Origin of the sequence: Bacillus sp. 166amftsu, assembly GCF_900107445.1 — a bacterium.
GTDB classification, from domain to species: domain Bacteria; phylum Bacillota; class Bacilli; order Bacillales; family Bacillaceae_G; genus Bacillus_A; species Bacillus_A arachidis.
In genome coordinates, this window is sequence record NZ_FNQA01000001.1 from 365,940 (window position 1) to 385,913 (window position 19,974).

The 19,974-nt window shown below is 35.8% G+C and carries 20 protein-coding genes; 4 read left to right on the forward strand and 16 right to left on the reverse strand.

What is annotated here, in order from left to right; genetic code table 11:
• Positions 1-361 precede the first annotated feature (361 nt).
• Complete coding sequence (locus BLV40_RS02040) at positions 362-751, forward strand: DUF7147 family protein (RefSeq protein ID WP_026590227.1); 390 nt, start codon at positions 362-364, stop codon at positions 749-751.
• A 69-nt stretch (positions 752-820) separates the two neighbouring features.
• Here the strand turns inward: BLV40_RS02040 and BLV40_RS02045 are convergent, their stop codons facing one another.
• The 6 genes from BLV40_RS02045 to BLV40_RS02070 form a co-directional block, all read right to left on the reverse strand.
• A complete protein-coding gene (locus BLV40_RS02045) occupies positions 821-1,087 on the reverse strand; it encodes a YlbG family protein (RefSeq protein WP_026590226.1) in 267 nt (88 codons plus the stop codon).
• A 127-nt stretch (positions 1,088-1,214) separates the two neighbouring features.
• Positions 1,215-1,667: a YlbF/YmcA family competence regulator gene (locus tag BLV40_RS02050; RefSeq protein ID WP_026590225.1), complete on the reverse strand. Its 453-nt coding sequence runs from the start codon at positions 1,665-1,667 to the stop codon at positions 1,215-1,217.
• A gap of 106 nt (positions 1,668-1,773) precedes the next feature.
• Positions 1,774-2,346 carry a histidine phosphatase family protein gene (locus BLV40_RS02055; protein ID WP_026590224.1) on the reverse strand — a complete coding sequence of 191 codons (573 nt, stop codon included), beginning with the start codon at positions 2,344-2,346 and terminating at the stop codon, positions 1,774-1,776.
• A 78-nt stretch (positions 2,347-2,424) separates the two neighbouring features.
• Positions 2,425-2,670: a YlbE-like family protein gene (locus tag BLV40_RS02060; RefSeq protein ID WP_026590223.1), complete on the reverse strand. Its 246-nt coding sequence runs from the start codon at positions 2,668-2,670 to the stop codon at positions 2,425-2,427.
• 12 nt (positions 2,671-2,682) lie between these two features.
• Positions 2,683-3,108, reverse strand: a complete 426-nt coding sequence (locus BLV40_RS02065) for a YlbD family protein (protein ID WP_026590222.1) — start codon at positions 3,106-3,108, stop codon at positions 2,683-2,685.
• Positions 3,109-3,197: 89 nt separating this feature from the next.
• Complete coding sequence (locus BLV40_RS02070; protein WP_090687275.1) at positions 3,198-4,235, reverse strand: CAP domain-containing protein; 1,038 nt, start codon at positions 4,233-4,235, stop codon at positions 3,198-3,200.
• Positions 4,236-4,440: 205 nt separating this feature from the next.
• Between BLV40_RS02070 and BLV40_RS02075 the strand changes: the two genes are divergently transcribed.
• A complete protein-coding gene (locus BLV40_RS02075; protein ID WP_090687277.1) occupies positions 4,441-4,806 on the forward strand; it encodes a YugN family protein in 366 nt (121 codons plus the stop codon).
• 34 nt (positions 4,807-4,840) lie between these two features.
• Here the strand turns inward: BLV40_RS02075 and ctaG are convergent, their stop codons facing one another.
• The 6 genes from ctaG to cyoE all read right to left on the reverse strand — a co-directional run bounded on the left by ctaG (position 4,841) and on the right by cyoE (position 10,765).
• On the reverse strand, positions 4,841-5,746 hold the full coding sequence (gene ctaG, locus BLV40_RS02080; RefSeq protein ID WP_090687279.1) for a cytochrome c oxidase assembly factor CtaG: 906 nt from the start codon (positions 5,744-5,746) through the stop codon (positions 4,841-4,843).
• Positions 5,747-5,834: 88 nt separating this feature from the next.
• Entirely contained in the window at positions 5,835-6,173 is a 339-nt protein-coding gene (gene ctaF / locus BLV40_RS02085) for a cytochrome c oxidase subunit IVB (RefSeq protein ID WP_026590218.1), read from the reverse strand.
• Positions 6,174-6,176: 3 nt separating this feature from the next.
• Positions 6,177-6,800 carry a cytochrome c oxidase subunit III gene (gene ctaE / locus BLV40_RS02090; protein ID WP_026590217.1) on the reverse strand — a complete coding sequence of 208 codons (624 nt, stop codon included), beginning with the start codon at positions 6,798-6,800 and terminating at the stop codon, positions 6,177-6,179.
• A complete protein-coding gene (gene ctaD / locus BLV40_RS02095; RefSeq protein WP_170833611.1) occupies positions 6,800-8,635 on the reverse strand; it encodes a cytochrome c oxidase subunit I in 1,836 nt (611 codons plus the stop codon). Before ctaD ends, ctaE begins: the two co-directional genes overlap by 1 nt.
• A 60-nt stretch (positions 8,636-8,695) precedes the next feature.
• Positions 8,696-9,745 carry a cytochrome c oxidase subunit II gene (gene coxB / locus BLV40_RS02100; RefSeq protein WP_026590215.1) on the reverse strand — a complete coding sequence of 350 codons (1,050 nt, stop codon included), beginning with the start codon at positions 9,743-9,745 and terminating at the stop codon, positions 8,696-8,698.
• 96 nt (positions 9,746-9,841) lie between these two features.
• Positions 9,842-10,765, reverse strand: coding sequence for a heme o synthase (gene cyoE, locus BLV40_RS02105; protein ID WP_090687281.1), 924 nt, complete (start codon positions 10,763-10,765; stop codon positions 9,842-9,844).
• A 482-nt stretch (positions 10,766-11,247) separates the two neighbouring features.
• On the opposite strand from cyoE, the gene BLV40_RS02110 reads away from it, so the two are divergent.
• Positions 11,248-12,195: a COX15/CtaA family protein gene (locus BLV40_RS02110; RefSeq protein WP_026590213.1), complete on the forward strand. Its 948-nt coding sequence runs from the start codon at positions 11,248-11,250 to the stop codon at positions 12,193-12,195.
• Between the two features lie 75 nt (positions 12,196-12,270).
• On the opposite strand, the gene pyc is transcribed toward BLV40_RS02110, so the two are convergent.
• From pyc to BLV40_RS02130, 3 genes are all read right to left on the reverse strand, one after another.
• Positions 12,271-15,717 (reverse strand): pyruvate carboxylase, encoded by a 3,447-nt coding sequence (pyc, locus tag BLV40_RS02115; RefSeq protein ID WP_026590212.1) that lies wholly within the window; start codon positions 15,715-15,717, stop codon positions 12,271-12,273.
• Between the two features lie 329 nt (positions 15,718-16,046).
• Entirely contained in the window at positions 16,047-17,228 is a 1,182-nt protein-coding gene (locus BLV40_RS02125) for an FtsW/RodA/SpoVE family cell cycle protein (RefSeq protein ID WP_026590211.1), read from the reverse strand.
• 123 nt (positions 17,229-17,351) lie between these two features.
• Complete coding sequence (locus tag BLV40_RS02130) at positions 17,352-17,639, reverse strand: Fpa/YlaN family protein (RefSeq protein ID WP_026590210.1); 288 nt, start codon at positions 17,637-17,639, stop codon at positions 17,352-17,354.
• 153 nt (positions 17,640-17,792) lie between these two features.
• Here BLV40_RS02130 and BLV40_RS02135 point away from each other — a divergent pair, with 153 nt between their 5' ends.
• Entirely contained in the window at positions 17,793-18,290 is a 498-nt protein-coding gene (locus BLV40_RS02135) for a molybdopterin-binding protein (RefSeq protein ID WP_090687283.1), read from the forward strand.
• A 131-nt stretch (positions 18,291-18,421) separates the two neighbouring features.
• Here BLV40_RS02135 and BLV40_RS02140 read toward each other — a convergent pair whose 3' ends face one another.
• Positions 18,422-19,750, reverse strand: a complete 1,329-nt coding sequence (locus tag BLV40_RS02140; RefSeq protein WP_026590208.1) for a PhoH family protein — start codon at positions 19,748-19,750, stop codon at positions 18,422-18,424.
• Between the last annotated feature and the right edge of the window lie 224 nt (positions 19,751-19,974).

The window sequence follows — 19,974 nt, forward strand, 5'->3', positions numbered from 1 at the left end:
CATCTCGCTATATGCGAGTAAAATCTCTTCTACTGATACAAGTTTCCCTTTATCTTTTTTATCCTATCATAAAATAAAAAAAAGCAAAATAAAAAGCCTACGATAAAATTTAAATTCATTATGTATATCTTCATTTAGATTGGACATAAATAAATATAACAACATCACCTTCGATGTTGTTGCCAACCGCGGAGAAGACTTACGTTTCCCCATAAGTTCTTCCTCCGGTTTCTCCTCTCCCTTTGCCTTCTTGCTAGTACATACTAGTATAAGAAGGGCCCTGCTTTGCAGGGTTTTTTTCTTTGCGTTCTTTTCATTTTAAAAATGAAATGATACAGTAAAAGAAAGAGGAGGAAATAATATGATTCAACGTTTTATTGAACTAGGAGAAGGCTACTCCGATTTATATGAATTACTTGAGATTGCAAAAACAAATAAAGACCGTGTGTCACATATGTTACAATTCGAAACCTTAAAAAATGATAAAAAAGTATGCTCACTAGTTGTTGTTCTGAAACCAACAACAGTTGGTGATTTCCAACCGCTATACATATGTCGCGAAGGGATTCCTATACTTGAAAATAAAAAAAGCAAACGAATTGTTTTATTCGAAGAAACAGCTGAACAAATTGAAAAAAATGTCGTTTCTTTTACTGTAAAACCTTCTACAACTTTCCCAGAAAAAGAATTATATTTTAATCACCTTATCGGCATTTTACGAATGAATCATTTCATTCCTCCAATGCAGTAGCAATTTATACCCATTGTATTTTTATTAAAATAAAGAATCCCCCCACTAAAATTAGTGGGGGGATTCTCCTTAACTATAGTCGTATTCTTTCGCACGATCCGGACGCGAATTTTCAAATTCCGTTTTAAGAAACGGGCGATATGACTGCTCAATTTTTTTCACAAAAGGAAGCTTATTTAGCTTTTGCATCATATGCTCTATTTGCTCCACATCACAATATACAACTGCATATTTCAAACGCTTTGATATGTAATGAATATTACCATATTTCCTTAAAATTTTGGCATGTTTCAATGAATGTAAATAAACAATCATACTTTGTCGTTGCCCGAACATAATCTTCTCCATCTTCTCCTTTTATATACTCATATTCTTGTATTTTATAAAAATCAATCAGAAATTTGTGAAATTATAGAACAAATTCTGTATACGTTTTCTTCCATATTCTAAAAAACGGGGCACATCACCCCGTTTTTTTACAACCGCAACTTCCACCAGAGCCACACCCGCTTCCGCAGCCACCTGCATCAAAAAACGGATTTCCAGTAGGAACTTTAATCGCAGATGATACTTCGGAACCAATTGCTGCACTGACTTCATCTAATAGTTTTTGCAAAGTATTTTCCGCCTTTTTAAAAGCAGATATCTTTTCATGCAAGTCTACAGAACGTTTTAACTCTCGCATGTTTTTCGAAACGAAAGTATAATCAGGATGATATTTTCCAAAGCGTTGCACTTCTTCATATCGCTCTTTCATTACTGTAAATTGACCAATTAATGTTTGAGCCTCCAAATCTTCCTGTAATGCCTTATAACATTTACGATAGCTCTTAGCTACATCGGAACAGACAATCGCTTTTGCAAGCTGTTCTGCTTCGTCTAATATCATTACGCTTTCAAGCGTCGCTACAATCATGAGAGACACCTCCGAGTATCCATCATAACACATTTAGAACAGAACTACTAATTTGAATATAAAGTTAAAAGTTCTATTACTGAAAATACTCATCCATTATAATTTCTTATACGCAAATATGCTCGGCAATATTATATCGTAGTACGTCCCAGCTTCCATTCTCTTCTTTTACATAACTAATACACGCATTTTTTAATGGCGTTTTAAATGTAATTTCATCAGGTGAGATTGCGTGTAACATTGCTTTTATCGCATGTGAATGTGCAACAATAATAACACGTTTACCCACATGTACTTGTGCAACGTCTTGCAATGCAGCAAAGCAGCGTTTTACAATCTCTTCATCTGTCTCCATACCTTCTACATTTCCCTCTGCAATAAGCTCTCTAACTGCAGGAACTGGTTTTCCTGAAGCCTCTCCAAAATTCCGTTCAACAAACCGCTCATCTAGAAGAATAGACTGTATTCCAACAGCATCGCTAATTGCCTGTGCTGTTTCTTGTGCTCTAATTAAGGGACTACTAATAATTACATCCCACGTTTCCAATTTTAATGCAGCTGCACTTTGACTGGCTTGCTTTTTCCCAACTTCATTAAGTGGAATATCTTCACGCCCTTGAATAATCTCTTGAAAATTCCAATCAGTTTGTCCATGTCGCACTAAACAAATTTCCGTCATGCTGTAACTCCTTTTTTTCAATAATCTGTTCCTATTGTAACAAATGTTTCGCATGACGGACATAGTTTTTCCTTCCAATTATGTTGCATTCTGCTGCTTCATATATTGAAACATGTCAATCATAATAGAAGCAACCGCCAGTTGATTTTGAAATTTTGCAACTTTATCAGGAATTGTCTTTTTATAATACTGTAAGGCAGCTAATTCAAAAGCCTCCTTCTCCTTAGGATTACGTGATAATTTCCGATACCAATGGGGTTGTTCACGAATATAACGCTCTAAATCTTTGTCAGCTTTTATAAATTCCATAAGTTCTGCCCTCATCCTCTTTTCCTCCTAATCTTTTCGAAAGAAAAACGGATTATTTTCAGAAGTTCTTTGCTCAGGTTGTGTACGATTCCCTTGAAATTGTTGAATAACTTGTTGTACACTCCCAATTGCACTTGTTACATTAGCTAGATGCTGCTGCATTTGTTCTGCATCTAATTTTTTAAAAAACGAAAGCATTTGTCCCATTAAATCAGCAGCTTTTTCATCATTATTTTCTGTACGATTCTCTTGTATAGGAGAAGAAATCGCTTCTCCATCCGCTTTATAAGCATTCCACATTTCATCTTGCTCCCCAAGTAAATACCATTCCTCATAAAATTGTTGCCATGTTTTTTGACCGTTTCGAACTTCATGAACCATTTTAGGGTGATGGTTTACAAACTCTTTAAATTGTTGAACAGAAGGATGTAACGGTCCTTTTGTCTTTGTCATAATCCTCACCTCTTCAGATGTATCTACTATATTGTAAGAAAAAAAAGGCGCATGGTTCGCCTATTTTTAGACGTTTCATGCACCTTTTCTTATTTTCTAATGAAATTTTGAGTATAGAATTTATCGAAGACCCCAACACCTAGTCCAGTAAATTGTTCATTTAACAAGTTTTTCCGATGCCCTTCGCTATTCAGCCAACCTTGCACTGCCGCGATTCCATCAGTATGCTGCGCTGCTATATTTTCTCCCGCTAGTTGAAAAGTGACTTGACCACGTTGTAATCGATCTCCTAAAGTTCCAAATTTCGGTGAATCATGTGAAAAGTAATTATTCTCTTTCATATCTTTACTATGTCCAAAAGCTACTTCAGCTGTTTGTTGATCCCATGTTAGTAATGGCAATTGATGACGACTACGAATAATATTAGTCAAATCTAGAATTTGTTGCATATTCCCATGTTCTACTTGTGCCATTTTCTCCTGAGGGATTGATGGCTCCGTCCCTAATTCTCCAGAATAAACAAGCTGATACGGTCTTTGTCGAAGCAATGTTTCATCATCCATATACCTAATTCCAACAAGTTTATGTGTAAACCGATCAAAGTATAACTGCGCCCAATCATCTTCTTCTATCGAAACAAGTGGTTGTTCTGCAATTTCAGTATCAGATAATTCAAATTGGTAACTGTTCCTTCCTTTTTCCAAAGAAATTTCATGTGAAAATGGATTGTTTTTATAGACATCTTCATACTTTTCATTCATATGAAACGGGGCTACATCCACTTGATCACCAGCAACATAAGCTGTTACAATTTTATGCTCTGCAACACCAAACTGTACATATTGTGATAAATCTTGATTATAAATCCACCATTCGTAACCATAAGCAGAAGGTTCGATTCGAGCTGGCTCACCCCATTTTGCTAATAAATTTTCCGAATCTCCTCCTATTAATTGGGAGATTGTCTCTGGAAAACCTTCATTTATCTGTTTCTTTTTCTTGACAATCTTATGTTCCTGCTTAGAATGAGATGGCTGTAATATATATTGCGAAACGAGTAATTTCCCGTATAAATCAATTGCTAAAATCAAAGCCGTAATCATTACGATACGTAATAATTTTTTCAAAAAATATACCTCCTGGTCAAACATAAAATTGAGATATACACAAAGCCCTGTCTTCTCTTTTGTTTGTACCATACTATTTTCACTATATCATATTTTTATAAAAAAAGCCGTGATTATCCCTTTTCTCTCAATATGAATTGCGATTTCTCATTATTCATACTATTATAAAATTAGATGGTTTCAAATAAAAATAAGGAGGAATTCTATGCAGTTTACAAATTCAAAACTTATAGACGCAACTATTGATTTTACACTTCTCACAGAAGTCATGCAAAATCATCATTTCGTACTTGCCGGACAGTGGGATTATGAACGAGTTACATATGACTATAAATTTGAAATATTAAAGGATGTATACTATTTACGGATCCAAGGATTTGCTGTAGAAGGAGAAATCGGAGGACGACACGCACAAGTTAAATTACTTCCCCCATTGTTAGGAAAACACTATTATCCACATGGTGTTGAATATGGAGAGAATGAAAATTTCCCTACAAACGTACTTCAAAAAAGCGAACAACTACTGCAAAATATTGAAAAGGAATTGAAGGAATTTCAAATTATCGAGTAAATAAAACAGGCATGCCCATGTGGACATGCCTGTTTTATTTCGTTTGCAAATAAGGAGGTACTGCCTGTAGTTGCTCCTCATCTTTTTTACGTTCCTTACGTGCCCATTTAAAAAATACATAGCCAATAATTGTACCATATACTATTTCCTGGACAATTTTCATAATGGTACCACCTGTTTGTTGATCTTGTACAATCGGCATCCAGTGTAAAAATTCTGGTCCGGTTATATTTAAATCAGCCAGTGTCCCTACAGGCACACAAAGCTCCATCGCTTTCATCCATGCACTTGGATCCGTATATGTAACAAACAATGATTCGCTAGCAAATATGATTAGCGCACAAGCTGGTGTCAATAATATACCGTTCGCAAACATATAGCCAATTTTTTTAATTTCACTTAATGTTTGATACTCCGGCAATGGATTTAGCATAGGCCACCACATCATCATTGCTGTAAAAAATAAAACAGCAAGAAAAATAGGATGAGCGACTTGATTTTGTTTTACAGCATCAAACACAACCGGCAAATGATAAATGGAAAATAATCCATTAAATACAAACAGGGCAATCAGCGGTTTTGTAAACATATTCAACATCACCTGGATAAAACGAAAAGAAGTAATATATTTGTATAACCAAATCGGAATTCCTAATAACAATAATGGTGGTACCGCAATATACATCACTGCCATTTCAAACATATGTGCACTAAATACAATATGTCCAAGTAAATCAATAGGTCCACCCTTTACAAAATACAATAGGACAATCCCAGTCGTAAAATAAAATATCTGCTTTTTATTTACCTTATCTGCATTTTCGAACCGATTTCTATGGGGCCCAATAATAAGAAAGTAACAGATAAGGATAGACACCATAAAAAGTAAAAAGATCGGGCTCCATAAAGCTTGAAAACCAAATATCCATAAGTTGCTCATTTTTACACCCACCCTTTCAATTTGAATTCCTTACCCTCATAGGAAAAAGGGAGCGAAGATAACTTCAAGCTCCCTATCCTTTGCTTTTTTAAACCCAGATAATCGTCATAAAAGCTAAAATGGTTAATAATCCCACTAATAACCCTGCATATAAGAAAAAGGCTGCTGTTTCATGTCCCTTATGACTCATATGCATGAAATAGTACAATTGAAATATTACTTGCACAACAGCTAACAATAAAATAAATGGCACTGAGAAAAGAGGACTAAATGTTTTCGGATAAGCGACTGCCACAAAAGCTACAATCGTTAAGAAAATCATTAGACCAAATGTAATCACTTGATGCCTCATTTCCTCTGCACTTTTTCTTCTACGATAAACAAGATCTACCTTTGAGTTACTTGTGTTTGTTTGCTTTATCGCCATTGTTTATCCCACCATTCCCATCAAATATACTACAGTGAAAATAAACACCCAAACTACATCGATAAAGTGCCAGTAAATCGATGCGACGTAAAACTTTGGAGCATTATATAAATTTAGCCCTCGCTTCGCATTCCGAAAAACTAATGTTGAGATCCATAACAATCCGAACAATACGTGTAATCCATGAGTTCCAACAAGCGCATAAAACGCTGAACCAAATGCACTGCTTCTCATCGTATGTTTGAATTCATGTGTATAATGATAAAATTCATAAATCTCAAATCCTAAAAACCCCAAGCCTAATAGTACTGTAACAATTAACCAAAGCTGCATTTGCTTAAAGTTAAAGTTCTTCATATGATACATCGCATACACGCTTGTTAAACTACTTGTTAACAAAAGCATCGTCATGATAAAGACAAGTGGCATTTGAAACATTTCTTGAGAAGTGGGGCCGCCATTTGTAGAATTTTTCAATGCTAAATATGTGCCAAATAAGGAAGCGAACAATACAGTTTCGCCTCCAAGGAATAGCCAAAATCCAACAAACTTATTTTTCCCCTCAAGGGTTGCTTTTTCAGGCTCTGCTGGAAATGTTTCATTTGTTAATTTTTCCTCTACATGCATTACGCTGTGCCCCCCTTATCATCCAAATCTTCTTTATGAATATGATAACCATGGTCATCAATTACTGAACGTAAGAACATTGCACCAAACGTAATGATAAGCCCAATTATTGCAACCAGGAGCCAAAACTTATCTTTTCCACCTTGCATGTACATTGCACCAAATGCCGCTATAAATAACCCAAGCGAAATAACAAATGGTGAAAATGAAGAGTTTGGCATATGAATGTCACTCACAGGCTCTGCTGGTGTCATCTCTTTATTCCCTTCACGTTTCTCAATCCAAAACGGATCCAGACCTCGAACGAATGGTAATTGCTTAAAGTTATATTCTGGTGTCGGAGCTGGTATTGTCCATTCTAATGTACGACCATCCCATGGATCACGACCCGCTTTCTCTTTAGACAATGATGTTTTCACAACATTGAATAAAAGAACAATCGTTCCAAGTCCCATAAATACAGCACCAATCGAACTAATTAAGTTCCCTGTTTCTAATCCTTGTCCTGGTAAATACGTAAAGTAGCGACGCGGCATACCAATTAAACCAAGGAAATGTTGGATAAAGAATGTTAAATGGAAGCCGATAAAGAACAACCAAAATGTAATTTTCCCTAGTGTTTCATTTAATACTCTGTTAAACATAAGTGGCCAATAATAGTGTGCACCGGCTAATAATCCAAATACAACCCCACCAACGATTACATAGTGGAAATGTGCCACAACGAAATAGTTATCATGAAATTGATAGTCAGCAGGCGCTGAAGCAAGCATAACCCCTGTTACTCCTCCCATTACGAATGATGGGATAAACGCAACAGCCCACATCATTGGAGTTGTAAACCGAATACTTCCACCCCACATTGTAAAGAGCCAGTTAAATATTTTAATCCCCGTTGGGACTGCAATTGCCATTGTTGCAACTGAAAAAATAGCATTCGCAACAGGACCAAGGCCAACCGTGAACATGTGATGTGCCCATACCATAAATCCTAAAAATCCAATCAACACTGTTGCAAATACCATAGATGAGTAACCAAATAGTCGTTTTTTAGAAAATGTAGCGAATATTTCTGAGAATATTCCGAAAACCGGGAGTATAAGAATGTACACTTCTGGGTGACCAAAGATCCAGAATAAATGCTCCCATATAATCGTATTACCACCTAAAGCTGGGTTAAAGAAACTTGTACCAAATAGGCGATCTAACATAAGTAGCGCCAATCCGACTGTTAATGGTGGAAAGGCAAATAAAATAAGTGAAGACGTTACAAATGTTGTCCATGTAAACATCGGCATACGCATATAGGTCATTCCAGGTGCACGCATATTAATAATTGTGACAAGGAAGTTAATACCACCAATCAGTGTACCTATACCCGATATTTGTAATCCTAATACATAAAAGTCAACACCATGTCCTTTAGAAGCAAGAGATAACGATGCATAAGATGTCCATCCTGCATCAGGTGCTCCTCCCAAAAACCAACTTAGGTTTAAAAATACGCCTCCAAAGAAAAATAACCAAAATCCAAGTGAATTTAAAAATGGAAACGCCACATCGCGTGCCCCAATTTGAAGTGGCACAGCAGCGTTCATAAATGCAAACACGAGCGGCATAGCTGCGAGGAAAATCATTGTTGTACCGTGCATTGTTAATACTTGATTATAAGCATCCCCAACAAGAAAAGCATTGTTCGGAATGGCTAATTGAAGACGGATAAATAATGCTTCTATTCCGCCAATGATAAAAAATAACCCACCTGCAATTAAATAGAGAATGGCAATCTTTTTATGGTCTACTGTCGTCAAATAATCCCATATAACAGCACCCATCCCCTGTTTCTTTGCTACAGAACTCACGTTTTCAACCTCCCCTTCGCAAATAATCCCTTTTTACTTCTCAACTTTTAACGTTTTCAAATAGGCATTTAATGCCTCTATTTCATCGTCCGTTAAGTTGCCATATTTACCAGTCATTTTATTTCCTGGCTTCATATTTTCAGGATCCTTTAGCCATTTTTTTAGGTTTTCTTCATTATTTTCAGCAATGCCGGCAACCATATCGCGATCAGCAAAATTTGCTAGGTTTGGTGCGATACGTGCAGAAGGTGGTCTACTATCATTTGATCCAGTTGCATGACAACCGATACAGCTTTTGTTGAATATCTCTTTACCTTGTTGTTCTTTTGTAGAAGCTACTTCCTTCTTACCATCAATTTTCTTCATATCTGCAATCCAAGTTTTGTACTCGCTTTCATCAACAGCTTTCACTTTAAATTGCATTAAAGAATGTGATGGGCCACAAAATTCTGTACAAAAACCATTATAAGTGCCTGATTTATCTGCCTTTAACCACATTTTGTTTACATTATCTGTATTCGTATCCATTTTTCCAGCTAAAGATGGAACCCAAAATGAATGTTTAATATCAGCACCTTTCAGATTCAAATACACTTTTTTACCTGTGGGGATAACTAAATCTTGCGAAGTTACTATCTTTTCTGATTTGTAAGAAAATTCCCACCAATAAAGATTCGCTGTTACATCAACAACGATTGTATCTTTATCAATATTCTTTTTCTCCATCGCACTTACGTCAGCAAGTTTGAAGGTATATGTAACAGTCGGAACAGCCAATATTAGCAAAAGAATAATCGGAATAACTGTCCATATAATTTCTAGTTTGTGATTTCCTTCAACTTGCTTTGGAATATAATCCTCTTGGCCCTTCTTTTGTCGGAAACGCACAATTACATACAAGAAAATAATAGTAACTACAAGTACAACACCTACCATAATCGCACTTGCTAACAAGAGTAAATCATATTGCATTTTTGCTACTTCACCTTGCGGAATTAAAGTAGATTGAAAGGCTTTACCGCATCCCCCTAACAGTAAAGCCAGCAGTGAAACGAATGAAAGCAGTCGCCACTGTTTCTTCATACAAACAACCCCCACTTTCTTTGTGAATTAGATTGTACTTTATTTATAGTAAGTAAAGTAAATCTCAACGTAAAGAAATCCCCTCATGTCGTTGTCTTAGAAGAATGTAACTACAATCATTGACACAAATAAGATTGTCAAGTAATTCAAGGAGTAGACGAACATTTGTACAGACCATTTTATGTCATCCTTCTTACGGAATCCATAGAATCCTAATACGATCCATCCAATGTTAAGCAATGTTGCAATTACCATGAATGTTACTCCCAGTCCACTCATATAAAACGGTAGTGGTAATAAACATACTGTCCAAATCATGATTTGACGTTTTGTAATATCAAATCCATGTACAACAGGAAGCATTGGAATACCTGCATTTCGATATTCATCAACACGTTTCATCGCTAATGCGAGGAAATGTGGGATTTGCCAAACAAACATAATTAAAAATAGCATCCAAGCAATCGGATGATCTAAACTAGGATCAATTGCTGCCCAGCCAATTAAAGGTGGAACTGCTCCAGATACACTACCTACTACTGTATTTAGTGTGTATGCTCGTTTTGTCCATAATGAATACAAAACAACATATGTGAAAGCACCAATGAAACCAATCAATGCTGCCATCGGTGTTGTAAATAACAAGAATACAAAACCTAGAAGTAATAAAGTAATACCTAATGTTAACGCAAACCCAGGTTTATATTTTCCTGTTACTGTCGGACGATTTTTTGTCCGTTCCATTAAATGATCGATATCTCGATCAATATAATTATTTAAGCTACATGATCCTGCCATAATTAAAGCAGAACCGACAATTGTAAAGAACATTTTATCCAAATGGTTAGCAGCATTTAATCCATTAAAGTGTAAAGCCAACCAAAATCCTGTAAACACCGTAAGTGTATTTGAGTTTACAATCCCCATCTTAACGAGCGCTAATAAATCTTGTACACGTGTTGTTTCCGGCACATTTGTTATAGCTGACTCATCATGCAGCTCACTTGTTGCATGGTTCATCATTTCAACCCCCTCTTAAACGCGTCTTTCCTTTACAAAAGTAGTACGCTTCTATATAGCAATATTATTACAGTAGAAATGTTGTTTTCCCACTCTACTACTAATCTACGCTCATACTCGAATATATTAAATCATATTTCCCGAACATTTTGTGAAGAAAACATGAACTTTTTGTGTCGAATAACAAAAAAGTTTCTCCTATTACTCCCTATCATAACACGAGATTATCTTCTATAATAAACTATTTTGTCATATTTAGCATGCATTCTCCTTATTTCTTTTTATAATAGAAGTATTTCCACTTAAAAACTGTAATATCTACACCGTTTTTTTCTTATCCCAAGTACTTCATCCTCCCTCTTCATTTCTTTGCTATTTTATTATTTTTTATATATCATAGGACTGTAGCGCGTTTTGTTCTATAAAATTGATGGAATGAAAATATTTCGCAATAACTTCATAACAGAAAGATGGTGAAAAGATTGCAACGCTTTATTAAATGGTTAGCAGTCATTACAAGCCTTGACTTACTAGGGGTTTTATTAGGGGGGGCTTTAGTTACAAAAACAGGTTCAGGTCAAGGATGTGGAAAATCATGGCCTCTTTGTAATGGTGAACTCGTTCCCTCTAATCTATCAATGGAAACAATTATCGAACTCAGTCACCGTTTAACATCAGGATCGGCAGGAATTCTCGTTACACTGCTTTGTATCTTATCATGGAAATATTATAAACATGTACGTGAAACAAAGACGCTTGCTATTTTATCATTTGTATTTTTAGTTGCACAAGCGCTAATGGGAGCAGCGGCAGTGGTTTGGGGACAAGTACCAGCTGTACTAGCTATTCATTTTGGTATTTCCTTAATTTCATTTGCTTCTGTCATTTTACTAGCCTGCCTTATTTTTGAAATTGACAAGAAATTCGATGCACGTTCTCTCATTATGGATAAAAAAATGAAGTTTCATATTTACGGTGTAACAATTTACAGCTATATCGTCGTCTATACAGGTGCTTTAGTACGTCATGAGCATGCTAGTTTGGCTTGTCCAGACTTTCCATTTTGTAGTAAAAACAGACCGTTTCCTACTCAATTGCATGAATGGGTTCAAATGGGACATAGGATTGCCGCAATATTAATATTTGCTTGGATCCTATACGCAATGATTCTTGCTATTCGCCACTATAAGCAACAGCGAGTTGTATATTGGGGATGGATTATCTCATTTATTCTCGTTACGCTTCAAGCAATTGTTGGTATTTTGGTTGTCTATACGAACGCTAGCCTCTCAATGGCACTGTTACATTCACTCTTTATCTCTTGTTTGTTTGCCGTATTATGTTATCTAGTGATGCTAGGTACAAGAAGTACAAGAAACGCAAAAGAGGCACAACAATCAACTACAACGCAAAATAAACAATCCTTTTAATAACTTGCCATTATGGCAAGTTATTATTTTTATATCAAAAAAAGAGCTACTTTTGAGCAGCTCTTTTCTTGATTTTTATTGTTCTAATTCAATAAGTAAATCCCCTGTTTGAATCGCATCGCCATCTTTTACATATACTTTCTTCACTTTTCCATCGAATGGCGCCTGAACCGTTGTTTCCATTTTCATTGCTTCTGTGATTGCCATGGAATCACCTTTTTTCACTTCATCGCCTTCATTTACAACGATTTTAATGACCGTTCCTGGCATTGTTGCACTAATATGATTTGGATTTTCACGGTTTCCTTTCACACGCTGCGCAACCGTTGCTTTAACACTTTCATCTTTCACAACAATTTCACGCGGTTGTCCGTTAAATTCAAAGTAAAGTACACGCGTTCCATCTGGTTGAGGCTCACCAATTGACACTAATTTAACAATTAATGTTTTACCACGTTCAATTTCCACACCAATTTCTTCACCCAATCTCATACCATAGAAGAATGTTGGTGTATCAAGTACAGATACATTTCCATAAAGTCCAGTTACCTTTTGATAATCCATAAATACTTTTGGATATAATGCATATGCAACAACATCAAAAATAGTTACTTCACGTCCAAGTTTATGGAATAACTCTTCTTTTAAAGCATCAAAATCCACTGGTTCTAACAGTTCTCCTGGTCTTACCGTTAATGGCTCTTTTCCTTTTAAAATGATTTTTTGTAATTCTTTTGGGAATCCGCCATATGGTTGTCCAAGATCTCCAGAGAACATCTCTACAACAGAACCTGGGAAATCTAACGCATGTCCCCGTTCAAAAATGTCTTGTTCTGTAAGATGATTTTGCACCATAAATAGTGCCATATCGCCAACAACTTTTGATGATGGTGTTACTTTTACAATATCACCAAACATATCATTTACACGGCGATACATTACTTTTACTTCATCAAATCGATCTCCTAAACCAACCGCTTTCGCTTGTTGCTGAAGGTTACTATATTGACCACCTGGCATTTCATGCATATATACTTCTGTATGCGGTGCATTCATACCACTTTCAAATGGTGCATAATATTTCCGAACATCTTCCCAGTAATGTGAAAGTTTTTCTAATGCATCCACATTCACATCTGGTTGTCTTTCATTTCCACCTAGCGCATAATATAACGTATTTGCACTTGGTTGTGATGTTAGGCCTGCCATTGAGCTTACAGCAACGTCGACAATATCAACACCTGCTTCAATTGCTTTCGTATACGTTAAAACACCATTTCCACTTGTATCATGTGTATGAAGGTGAATCGGAATCGATACCGCTTCTTTTAACGCAGAAACTAAATCGTAAGCTGCATTTGGTTTTAATAATCCAGCCATATCTTTAATACCTAGAATATGCGCTCCTGATGCTTCCAATTCTTTCGCTAAGTTTTTATAATAATTTAAGTCATATTTACTACGCATTGGGTCATGAATATCCCCTGTATAACACATTGTTGCCTCTGCAATTTTGCCACTCTCTCTTACAGCATCAATTGCAACTCTCATACCTTCAACCCAGTTTAAGCTATCAAAAATACGGAATACATCAATACCCGCCTGTGCTGAACATTCCACAAATTTTTGAATTAAATTATCTGGATAGTTTTTATAACCAACTGCATTTGATGAACGAAGAAGCATTTGGAATAAAACATTAGGCATTCTTTCACGAAGCTCTAATAAGCGTTCCCATGGATCTTCTTTTAAGAAACGATACGCAACATCGAATGTTGCACCGCCCCACATTTCCGCTGAGAATAAATTGGGTAACATTCTAGCTGTTGGCTCAGCAACTTGATTTAAATCTTTTGTACGAATACGTGTTGCAAGTAATGATTGATGCGCATCACGGAATGTAGTATCCGTTAATAGTACGCGCTTTTGATCTTGTACCCATTTTACTAAACCATCTGCACCGCGTTCGTCTAAAATTTGTTTCGTTCCATTTGGAACTGATTCAGAATGTTTCAAATTCGGTATACGTGCATCCGGGAAAATCGGTTTTTCTTTCTTACCTACTCCAGGGAAACCATTTACTGTTACTGTACCTACATAACTTAACATCTTCGTCCCACGGTCTTTACGTTTCGGGAAGACGAACAGTTCAGGCGAAGCATCAATAAACGATGTATCATACTCTCCTGATAAAAAGTTTCTATGCTTTACTACATTCTCTAGGAATGGAATATTTGTTTTAATACCACGGATACGGAACTCTTTTAGGTTACGCTCCATCTTTGCAGCTGCTTGTTCAAATGTAAGTGCCCAAGTCGTTACTTTAACAAGTAATGAATCATAATATGGCGTAATAACTGCTCCTTGGAAGCTGTTACCTGTGTCAAGACGAACACCAAAACCGCCACCAGAACGATATGCCATAATTTTTCCTGTATCCGGCATGAAATTATTAAGCGGATCTTCCGTTGTTACACGAGATTGGATTGCATATCCATGTATAATAACATCCTCTTGTTTTGGTACACTCACTGTTGAACTATGTAAAGAGTGTCCATCAGCAATCAAAATTTGAGACTGAACAATATCAATTCCTGTAATCATTTCTGTAATTGTATGTTCTACTTGAACACGTGGATTTACTTCAATGAAATAAAAGTCATTACCTTTTACAAGGAATTCAACTGTACCAGCATTTAAATAGTTTACGTTTTTCGTTAGCTGTACCGCCGCTTCACAAATACGATGGCGAAGTTCATCTGAAAGCGATACACTTGGCGCAATTTCAACTACTTTTTGATGACGACGTTGTACAGAACAATCGCGTTCGTATAAATGCACAACATTGCCTTCTTCATCTGCTAATATTTGCACTTCTATATGTTTAGGTTTTTCAACGAATTTTTCAACATACACTTCATCGTTACCAAAAGCTGCTTTCGCTTCTGATTTTGCACGATCATAAGATTCTTTTAATTCATCACCGCTACGTACAATACGCATACCACGGCCACCACCACCAAGTGATGCTTTAATAATTATCGGGTAATCATACTTCTTAGCAAATTCTTCAACTTCGTCTAGTGAATGAACAGGTCCATCGCTACCAGGAATAACTGGAATATTTGCTAATTGTGCTTGTTTTCTTGCTTTTACTTTATCTCCAAACATATCTAAATGTTTACTTTGTGGTCCGATAAAGATAATCCCTTCTTCTTCACAACGTCTAGCAAATTGGATGTTTTCTGACAAGAATCCATATCCAGGGTGAATCGCGTCCACATGGTTGCTTTTCGCAATCTCAATAATACCTTCAATATCAAGGTAAGCATCGATTGGCTTTTTGCCTTCCCCCACTAAATAAGATTCATCTGCTTTATAGCGATGGTAAGAACCACTATCCTCTTTTGAATAAATTGCAACTGTCTTTAATCCAAGTTCTGAACAAGCCCTGAATACACGAATTGCAATTTCGCCACGGTTAGCTACTAATACTTTTTGAATACGTTGCAGCTTTGACATGATTTTCCCCCTCTACTTTCCTACCACTCTAGAGATTAAATAGGCACACGCTCTAAAAAGCGTGAAGTTCTTCACTTTCTTTTCTAAATTATACTTGGAAAGCTTCACTTTATTTTTATACATCATACCTTATTTTTCAACAAATGATAAGTTTTCTAATCAATTTGTTTCACAAAAATAGTATAGCACAACTCTTCCTTTTCTAACAGTTTTAATGTATATCACATTCAGATAAATATGACACACTATTCTTATTAAAACTTCACAAAGTATAACTCATTATAACACCATAATAAAAAGGCTTTGTGTCATCAAACACAAAGCCTTTTTTATTTTACAACAACAAGATGTGGCTCACCCTGTTCTTTTTTCTCATATACTTCTTTTTGTTGCTTCTCTTGTCGTTTCACGTAACTACCTATATTTATCAATATACCCATTGCAATTAAGTTCGCCATTAAAGAACTACCACCATAACTGATAAATGGTAAAGGTACACCAGTAAGAGGTATTAGCCCCGTCATACCACCAACAATAACAAATGTTTGTATCCCAATCAGACTAGCAATACCAATTGCAATTAAACTTCCAAATGGATCTTTGCACTTTTGAGCAATTCGCAATGCCCGAATAATAATAAGTAGCAAACTAATTAAAACAATCGCTACACCGATAAAGCCAAGTTCCTCAGATATAATCGCCATAATAAAGTCTGTATGTGGTTCAGGTAAATAACCGAATTTTTGTATACTGTTACTAAGTCCTCTACCATTTAGACCGCCTGATGCAATTGCAATAAAGGAATTCACCAGCTGATATCCATCATGTTGAGTATCTTCAAATGGATTTAAAAACGCTGTAAAACGTGCCTTCTGATAATCTTCCAATGCATAGTTTCCAAATAAGTATAAAAGCGGAATCCATACAATTGCACTTAATGCAATACGCTTTATCCACTTGTTAATCGGAACCCCTGAACAAAGGAACATAATTCCAACAATACCTATGATTAACAAAACTGTACCTAAGTCATTTTGTTTTAGAATTAAAAATACTATTAATCCTATAAATAGAATTGTACCTGCTGATCCTTTCCATACTGAAGTATCTGTTTCTTGCCTTCTTGCAAAGAAACGTGCAAGTACGATAATGATAGCTATTTTAACAAATTCAGCCGGCTGTATACCAAACACCCAAGCTTGCGCACCATTTGCTTTCGTTCCAAGTAACAAAGATAACGAAAGCAAACCAATACTTCCTATCATCATTAGTAATAAAATAATTCTTTTTCTCCAAAACTGGTATGGAATCACAGCGATTATCCCTAATCCAAATACTGTACCTATTCCTAATGCTAGTAGTTGCTTATAAAAAAAGTAATTAGCCGGTTTCTCATATTTTGTAACCGCTAAAATAGAGCTAGAACTGTATACCATTACAACTCCCAGTACACATAAAATAACAAGAGGAAGCAATAATGAATAATCCATTGACTTCCATACTTTTTTCATTCAATATCCTCTTTCTGTTTTCAGTTTAATTGTTGTATTCCATATGTATCGCCATTCTTCCTGCTTTATTATACAAATAAAAAGCTCAAACTTAGTCAGTTTGAGCCCGCTTATTTGAACCCTTTATTGTTGTTTGTTTGTAAATGCTTCATGAAGTGCTGATAATTCCCGTTCGAGCTCTCCTAGCATTTCTTTCCCTTGCTCTTCTGGAATAAGACCAAGACGAACCGCAAAGTCAACTTCACGGGATAGTCCAAACATTTGCGTGTCAAGCACTTCTTCATATAATGGACATTGCGGCATCGTAAGGTGGTCCATTTGCACCTTAATAAGTCTTAAAATCTTCTCCGCATCCGCTTGTAGAAGGGCAAGTGCCTTTTCCTGATGATTTGCTACTGTCTCAGACGCCAAATTGATTCCCTCCGTTTCCGTCCTACTCTCCTATCCTATCTATTAATATTAGCGATAGTTTTAATAAATTGCAATAGAAACATTTTTTGTGACAATCATGTCTAATACTATTATACTGAAAAGTGGGAGCATAATACAAATGGGGGAACAACAATGAGTGAAATTTTATTTATAAATGGAAACGTACGCTTTCCGATCACACTTGACCCAAGCGTTTGGATTTTTGATGATCGAAAAGTAGATTTAACAACTTATTTCACCGAAACAAAAGAAGAAAAATCAGAATTAGAAGACTATCTCAAGCATACTTCCGAACACTGGGATCGCGAAATTCGTGATGGTGCCGCTTTTCCACCTATACAACAAAGCGTAAAAAAATTTAAAAAAGAACAGCTTATCACAGGAACGTTTGGCATACCACTTCATCCCTTTTTCAAAAATGCTGAGATTGTAGCAGAAGCAACACATGTTGAAATCCATACATTGCATGATTCCATCACACTTTTATTAGAAGAAGCAAACAATGCTATTCTTGGATTTTCAAAAGATGGAAAACCATTGCGAGAAGATGGACCTGTTCACCTTTACTTTGGTGATGGCTCTAATATAAACAATCCAATTCGAAATATCCGTAAGTTTACAATTATTTAAAAAAAGGAGTGGGCAAAAGCCACTCCTTTTTTTAGCCTTTTACTATCAGTAATATTTCTATCTCAAAATTCCACACATGCAATACAGTTAGACGCAAGCTAATAAATCCCCTCACTGATTAAAGTTCCACTTTATAATAAGTCCGCCGCTAATTGTGCTAAATTAGAGCGTTCTCCTTTTACAAACTTTACATGTCCACTAATTTTTTGTTCTTTAAATTTCTCTACAACATAGGTTAGACCATTATTATATTCATCTAGGTAAGGGTGATCAATTTGTTGCGGATCTCCCATTAATACAATTTTACTTTTTTCTCCAACCCTTGTTAATATTGTTTTCACTTCATGTTTCGTTAAATTTTGTGCTTCATCAATAATAATAAATTGATCTGGAATACTTCGTCCTCGTATATAAGTAAGTGCCTCTACTTCAATTGAACCCATTCCTGCTAAAATCGCATCTAATTCACCAGGTTTTTTTGTATTAAATAAATACTCTAGATTATCGAAAATTGGCTGCATCCACGGTCTTAATTTCTCTTCTTTTTCTCCCGGTAAATAACCGATATCCTTGCCGACTGGAACAATGGGCCGGGCAACAAGGAGTTTTTTATACAACCCTAAATCTTCGGTCTGCATAAGACCAGCAGCTAACGCAAGTAAAGTTTTACCAGTTCCTGCTTTTCCTGTTAACGTTACGAGTGGAATATCTTCACGAAGCAACAATTCTAATCCCATAATTTGCTGCACATTCCGCGGGCGTATTCCCCAAACTTGCTCATTATGAAAAATAAGTTTCTTCACCTTTTTCCCTGAATAATCAACAATTCCAAGCGCAGAACTAGAACCACCTAATGCATCTTTCATCACAATAAACTGATTTGGATAAAATGGATGATTTGCAATTTCTGATAAAGGAAGTTCTCCTTTTTCATAGTAATAATTTAACTGTTCTTTTGATATGTAGCCTTCTAAAAAACCTGAATATATATTGTCCACTTCAATGACACGATCACTTAAATAATCCTCTGCTTGTAAGCCAAGAGCATCTGCTTTTACTCTTACAAGCACATCTTTACTTACTAAAACAACAGACTTTCCATCCTCTTTCTCTTGTTCTTCTAAAAATATATTTTTCGCAACAGCTAAAATGCGATTATCGTTTGTTTTTTCAACAAAAATATCTTGTAGTTGAACAAATGAGCGATGGTTTAATTCAATACGAAATGTCCCTCCATTTTCAAGGGGAATACTCTCATGCAATTTTCCTAATTCACGAAATTTATCTATCAGTTTAGATACATAACGAGCATTTCGTCCAACTTCATCCATGTAACGTTTTTTCGAATCAACCTCTTCTAATACAACTGCTGGAATCACTACCTCATTTGTTTCAAAAGAAAAAATAGATAAAGGATCCTGCAAAAGTACATTCGTGTCTAACACATAAATTTTATCCAACCTGTTACCCCCTGACTCCACTTTTAAATTTGTAGAACAAGGGTTTCATCCATGATTATGATATGGACGAACCATTGTTATAATTATATGTAATGTATTAACGAGGTAGAATCTAAATTCATATAAATTAAAACTTTTCTCAATCATTTTTTTCATTTATAACTAGGTATCATATTCATCAAAATTTATATTTGAACATGGAACAAAGGTTACCTATTCACCCA

Excerpts from the sequence above, each read along its gene's own strand:
- ctaE (WP_026590217.1), bottom strand. The coding sequence starts at position 6,800 with ATGCATGTAGAGGAAAAATTAACAAATGAAACATTTCCAGCAGAGCCT.
- cyoE (WP_090687281.1), bottom strand. The coding sequence starts at position 10,765 with ATGAACCATGCAACAAGTGAGCTGCATGATGAGTCAGCTATAACAAAT.
- BLV40_RS02050 (WP_026590225.1), bottom strand. The coding sequence starts at position 1,667 with ATGATTGTAGCGACGCTTGAAAGCGTAATGATATTAGACGAAGCAGAA.
- BLV40_RS02065 (WP_026590222.1), bottom strand. The coding sequence starts at position 3,108 with ATGACAAAGACAAAAGGACCGTTACATCCTTCTGTTCAACAATTTAAA.
- BLV40_RS02055 (WP_026590224.1), bottom strand. The coding sequence starts at position 2,346 with ATGACGGAAATTTGTTTAGTGCGACATGGACAAACTGATTGGAATTTT.
- ctaD (WP_170833611.1), bottom strand. The coding sequence starts at position 8,635 with ATGGGTGCTGTTATATGGGATTATTTGACGACAGTAGACCATAAAAAG.
- BLV40_RS02045 (WP_026590226.1), bottom strand. The coding sequence starts at position 1,087 with ATGTTCGGGCAACGACAAAGTATGATTGTTTATTTACATTCATTGAAA.
- BLV40_RS02135 (WP_090687283.1), top strand. The coding sequence starts at position 17,793 with ATGAGTGAAATTTTATTTATAAATGGAAACGTACGCTTTCCGATCACA.
- BLV40_RS02060 (WP_026590223.1), bottom strand. The coding sequence starts at position 2,670 with ATGAGGGCAGAACTTATGGAATTTATAAAAGCTGACAAAGATTTAGAG.
- BLV40_RS02075 (WP_090687277.1), top strand. The coding sequence starts at position 4,441 with ATGCAGTTTACAAATTCAAAACTTATAGACGCAACTATTGATTTTACA.
- ctaF (WP_026590218.1), bottom strand. The coding sequence starts at position 6,173 with ATGGCGATAAAGCAAACAAACACAAGTAACTCAAAGGTAGATCTTGTT.
- BLV40_RS02040 (WP_026590227.1), top strand. The coding sequence starts at position 362 with ATGATTCAACGTTTTATTGAACTAGGAGAAGGCTACTCCGATTTATAT.
- ctaG (WP_090687279.1), bottom strand. The coding sequence starts at position 5,746 with ATGAGCAACTTATGGATATTTGGTTTTCAAGCTTTATGGAGCCCGATC.
- BLV40_RS02125 (WP_026590211.1), bottom strand. The coding sequence starts at position 17,228 with ATGAAAAAAGTATGGAAGTCAATGGATTATTCATTATTGCTTCCTCTT.
- pyc (WP_026590212.1), bottom strand. The coding sequence starts at position 15,717 with ATGTCAAAGCTGCAACGTATTCAAAAAGTATTAGTAGCTAACCGTGGC.
- coxB (WP_026590215.1), bottom strand. The coding sequence starts at position 9,745 with ATGAAGAAACAGTGGCGACTGCTTTCATTCGTTTCACTGCTGGCTTTA.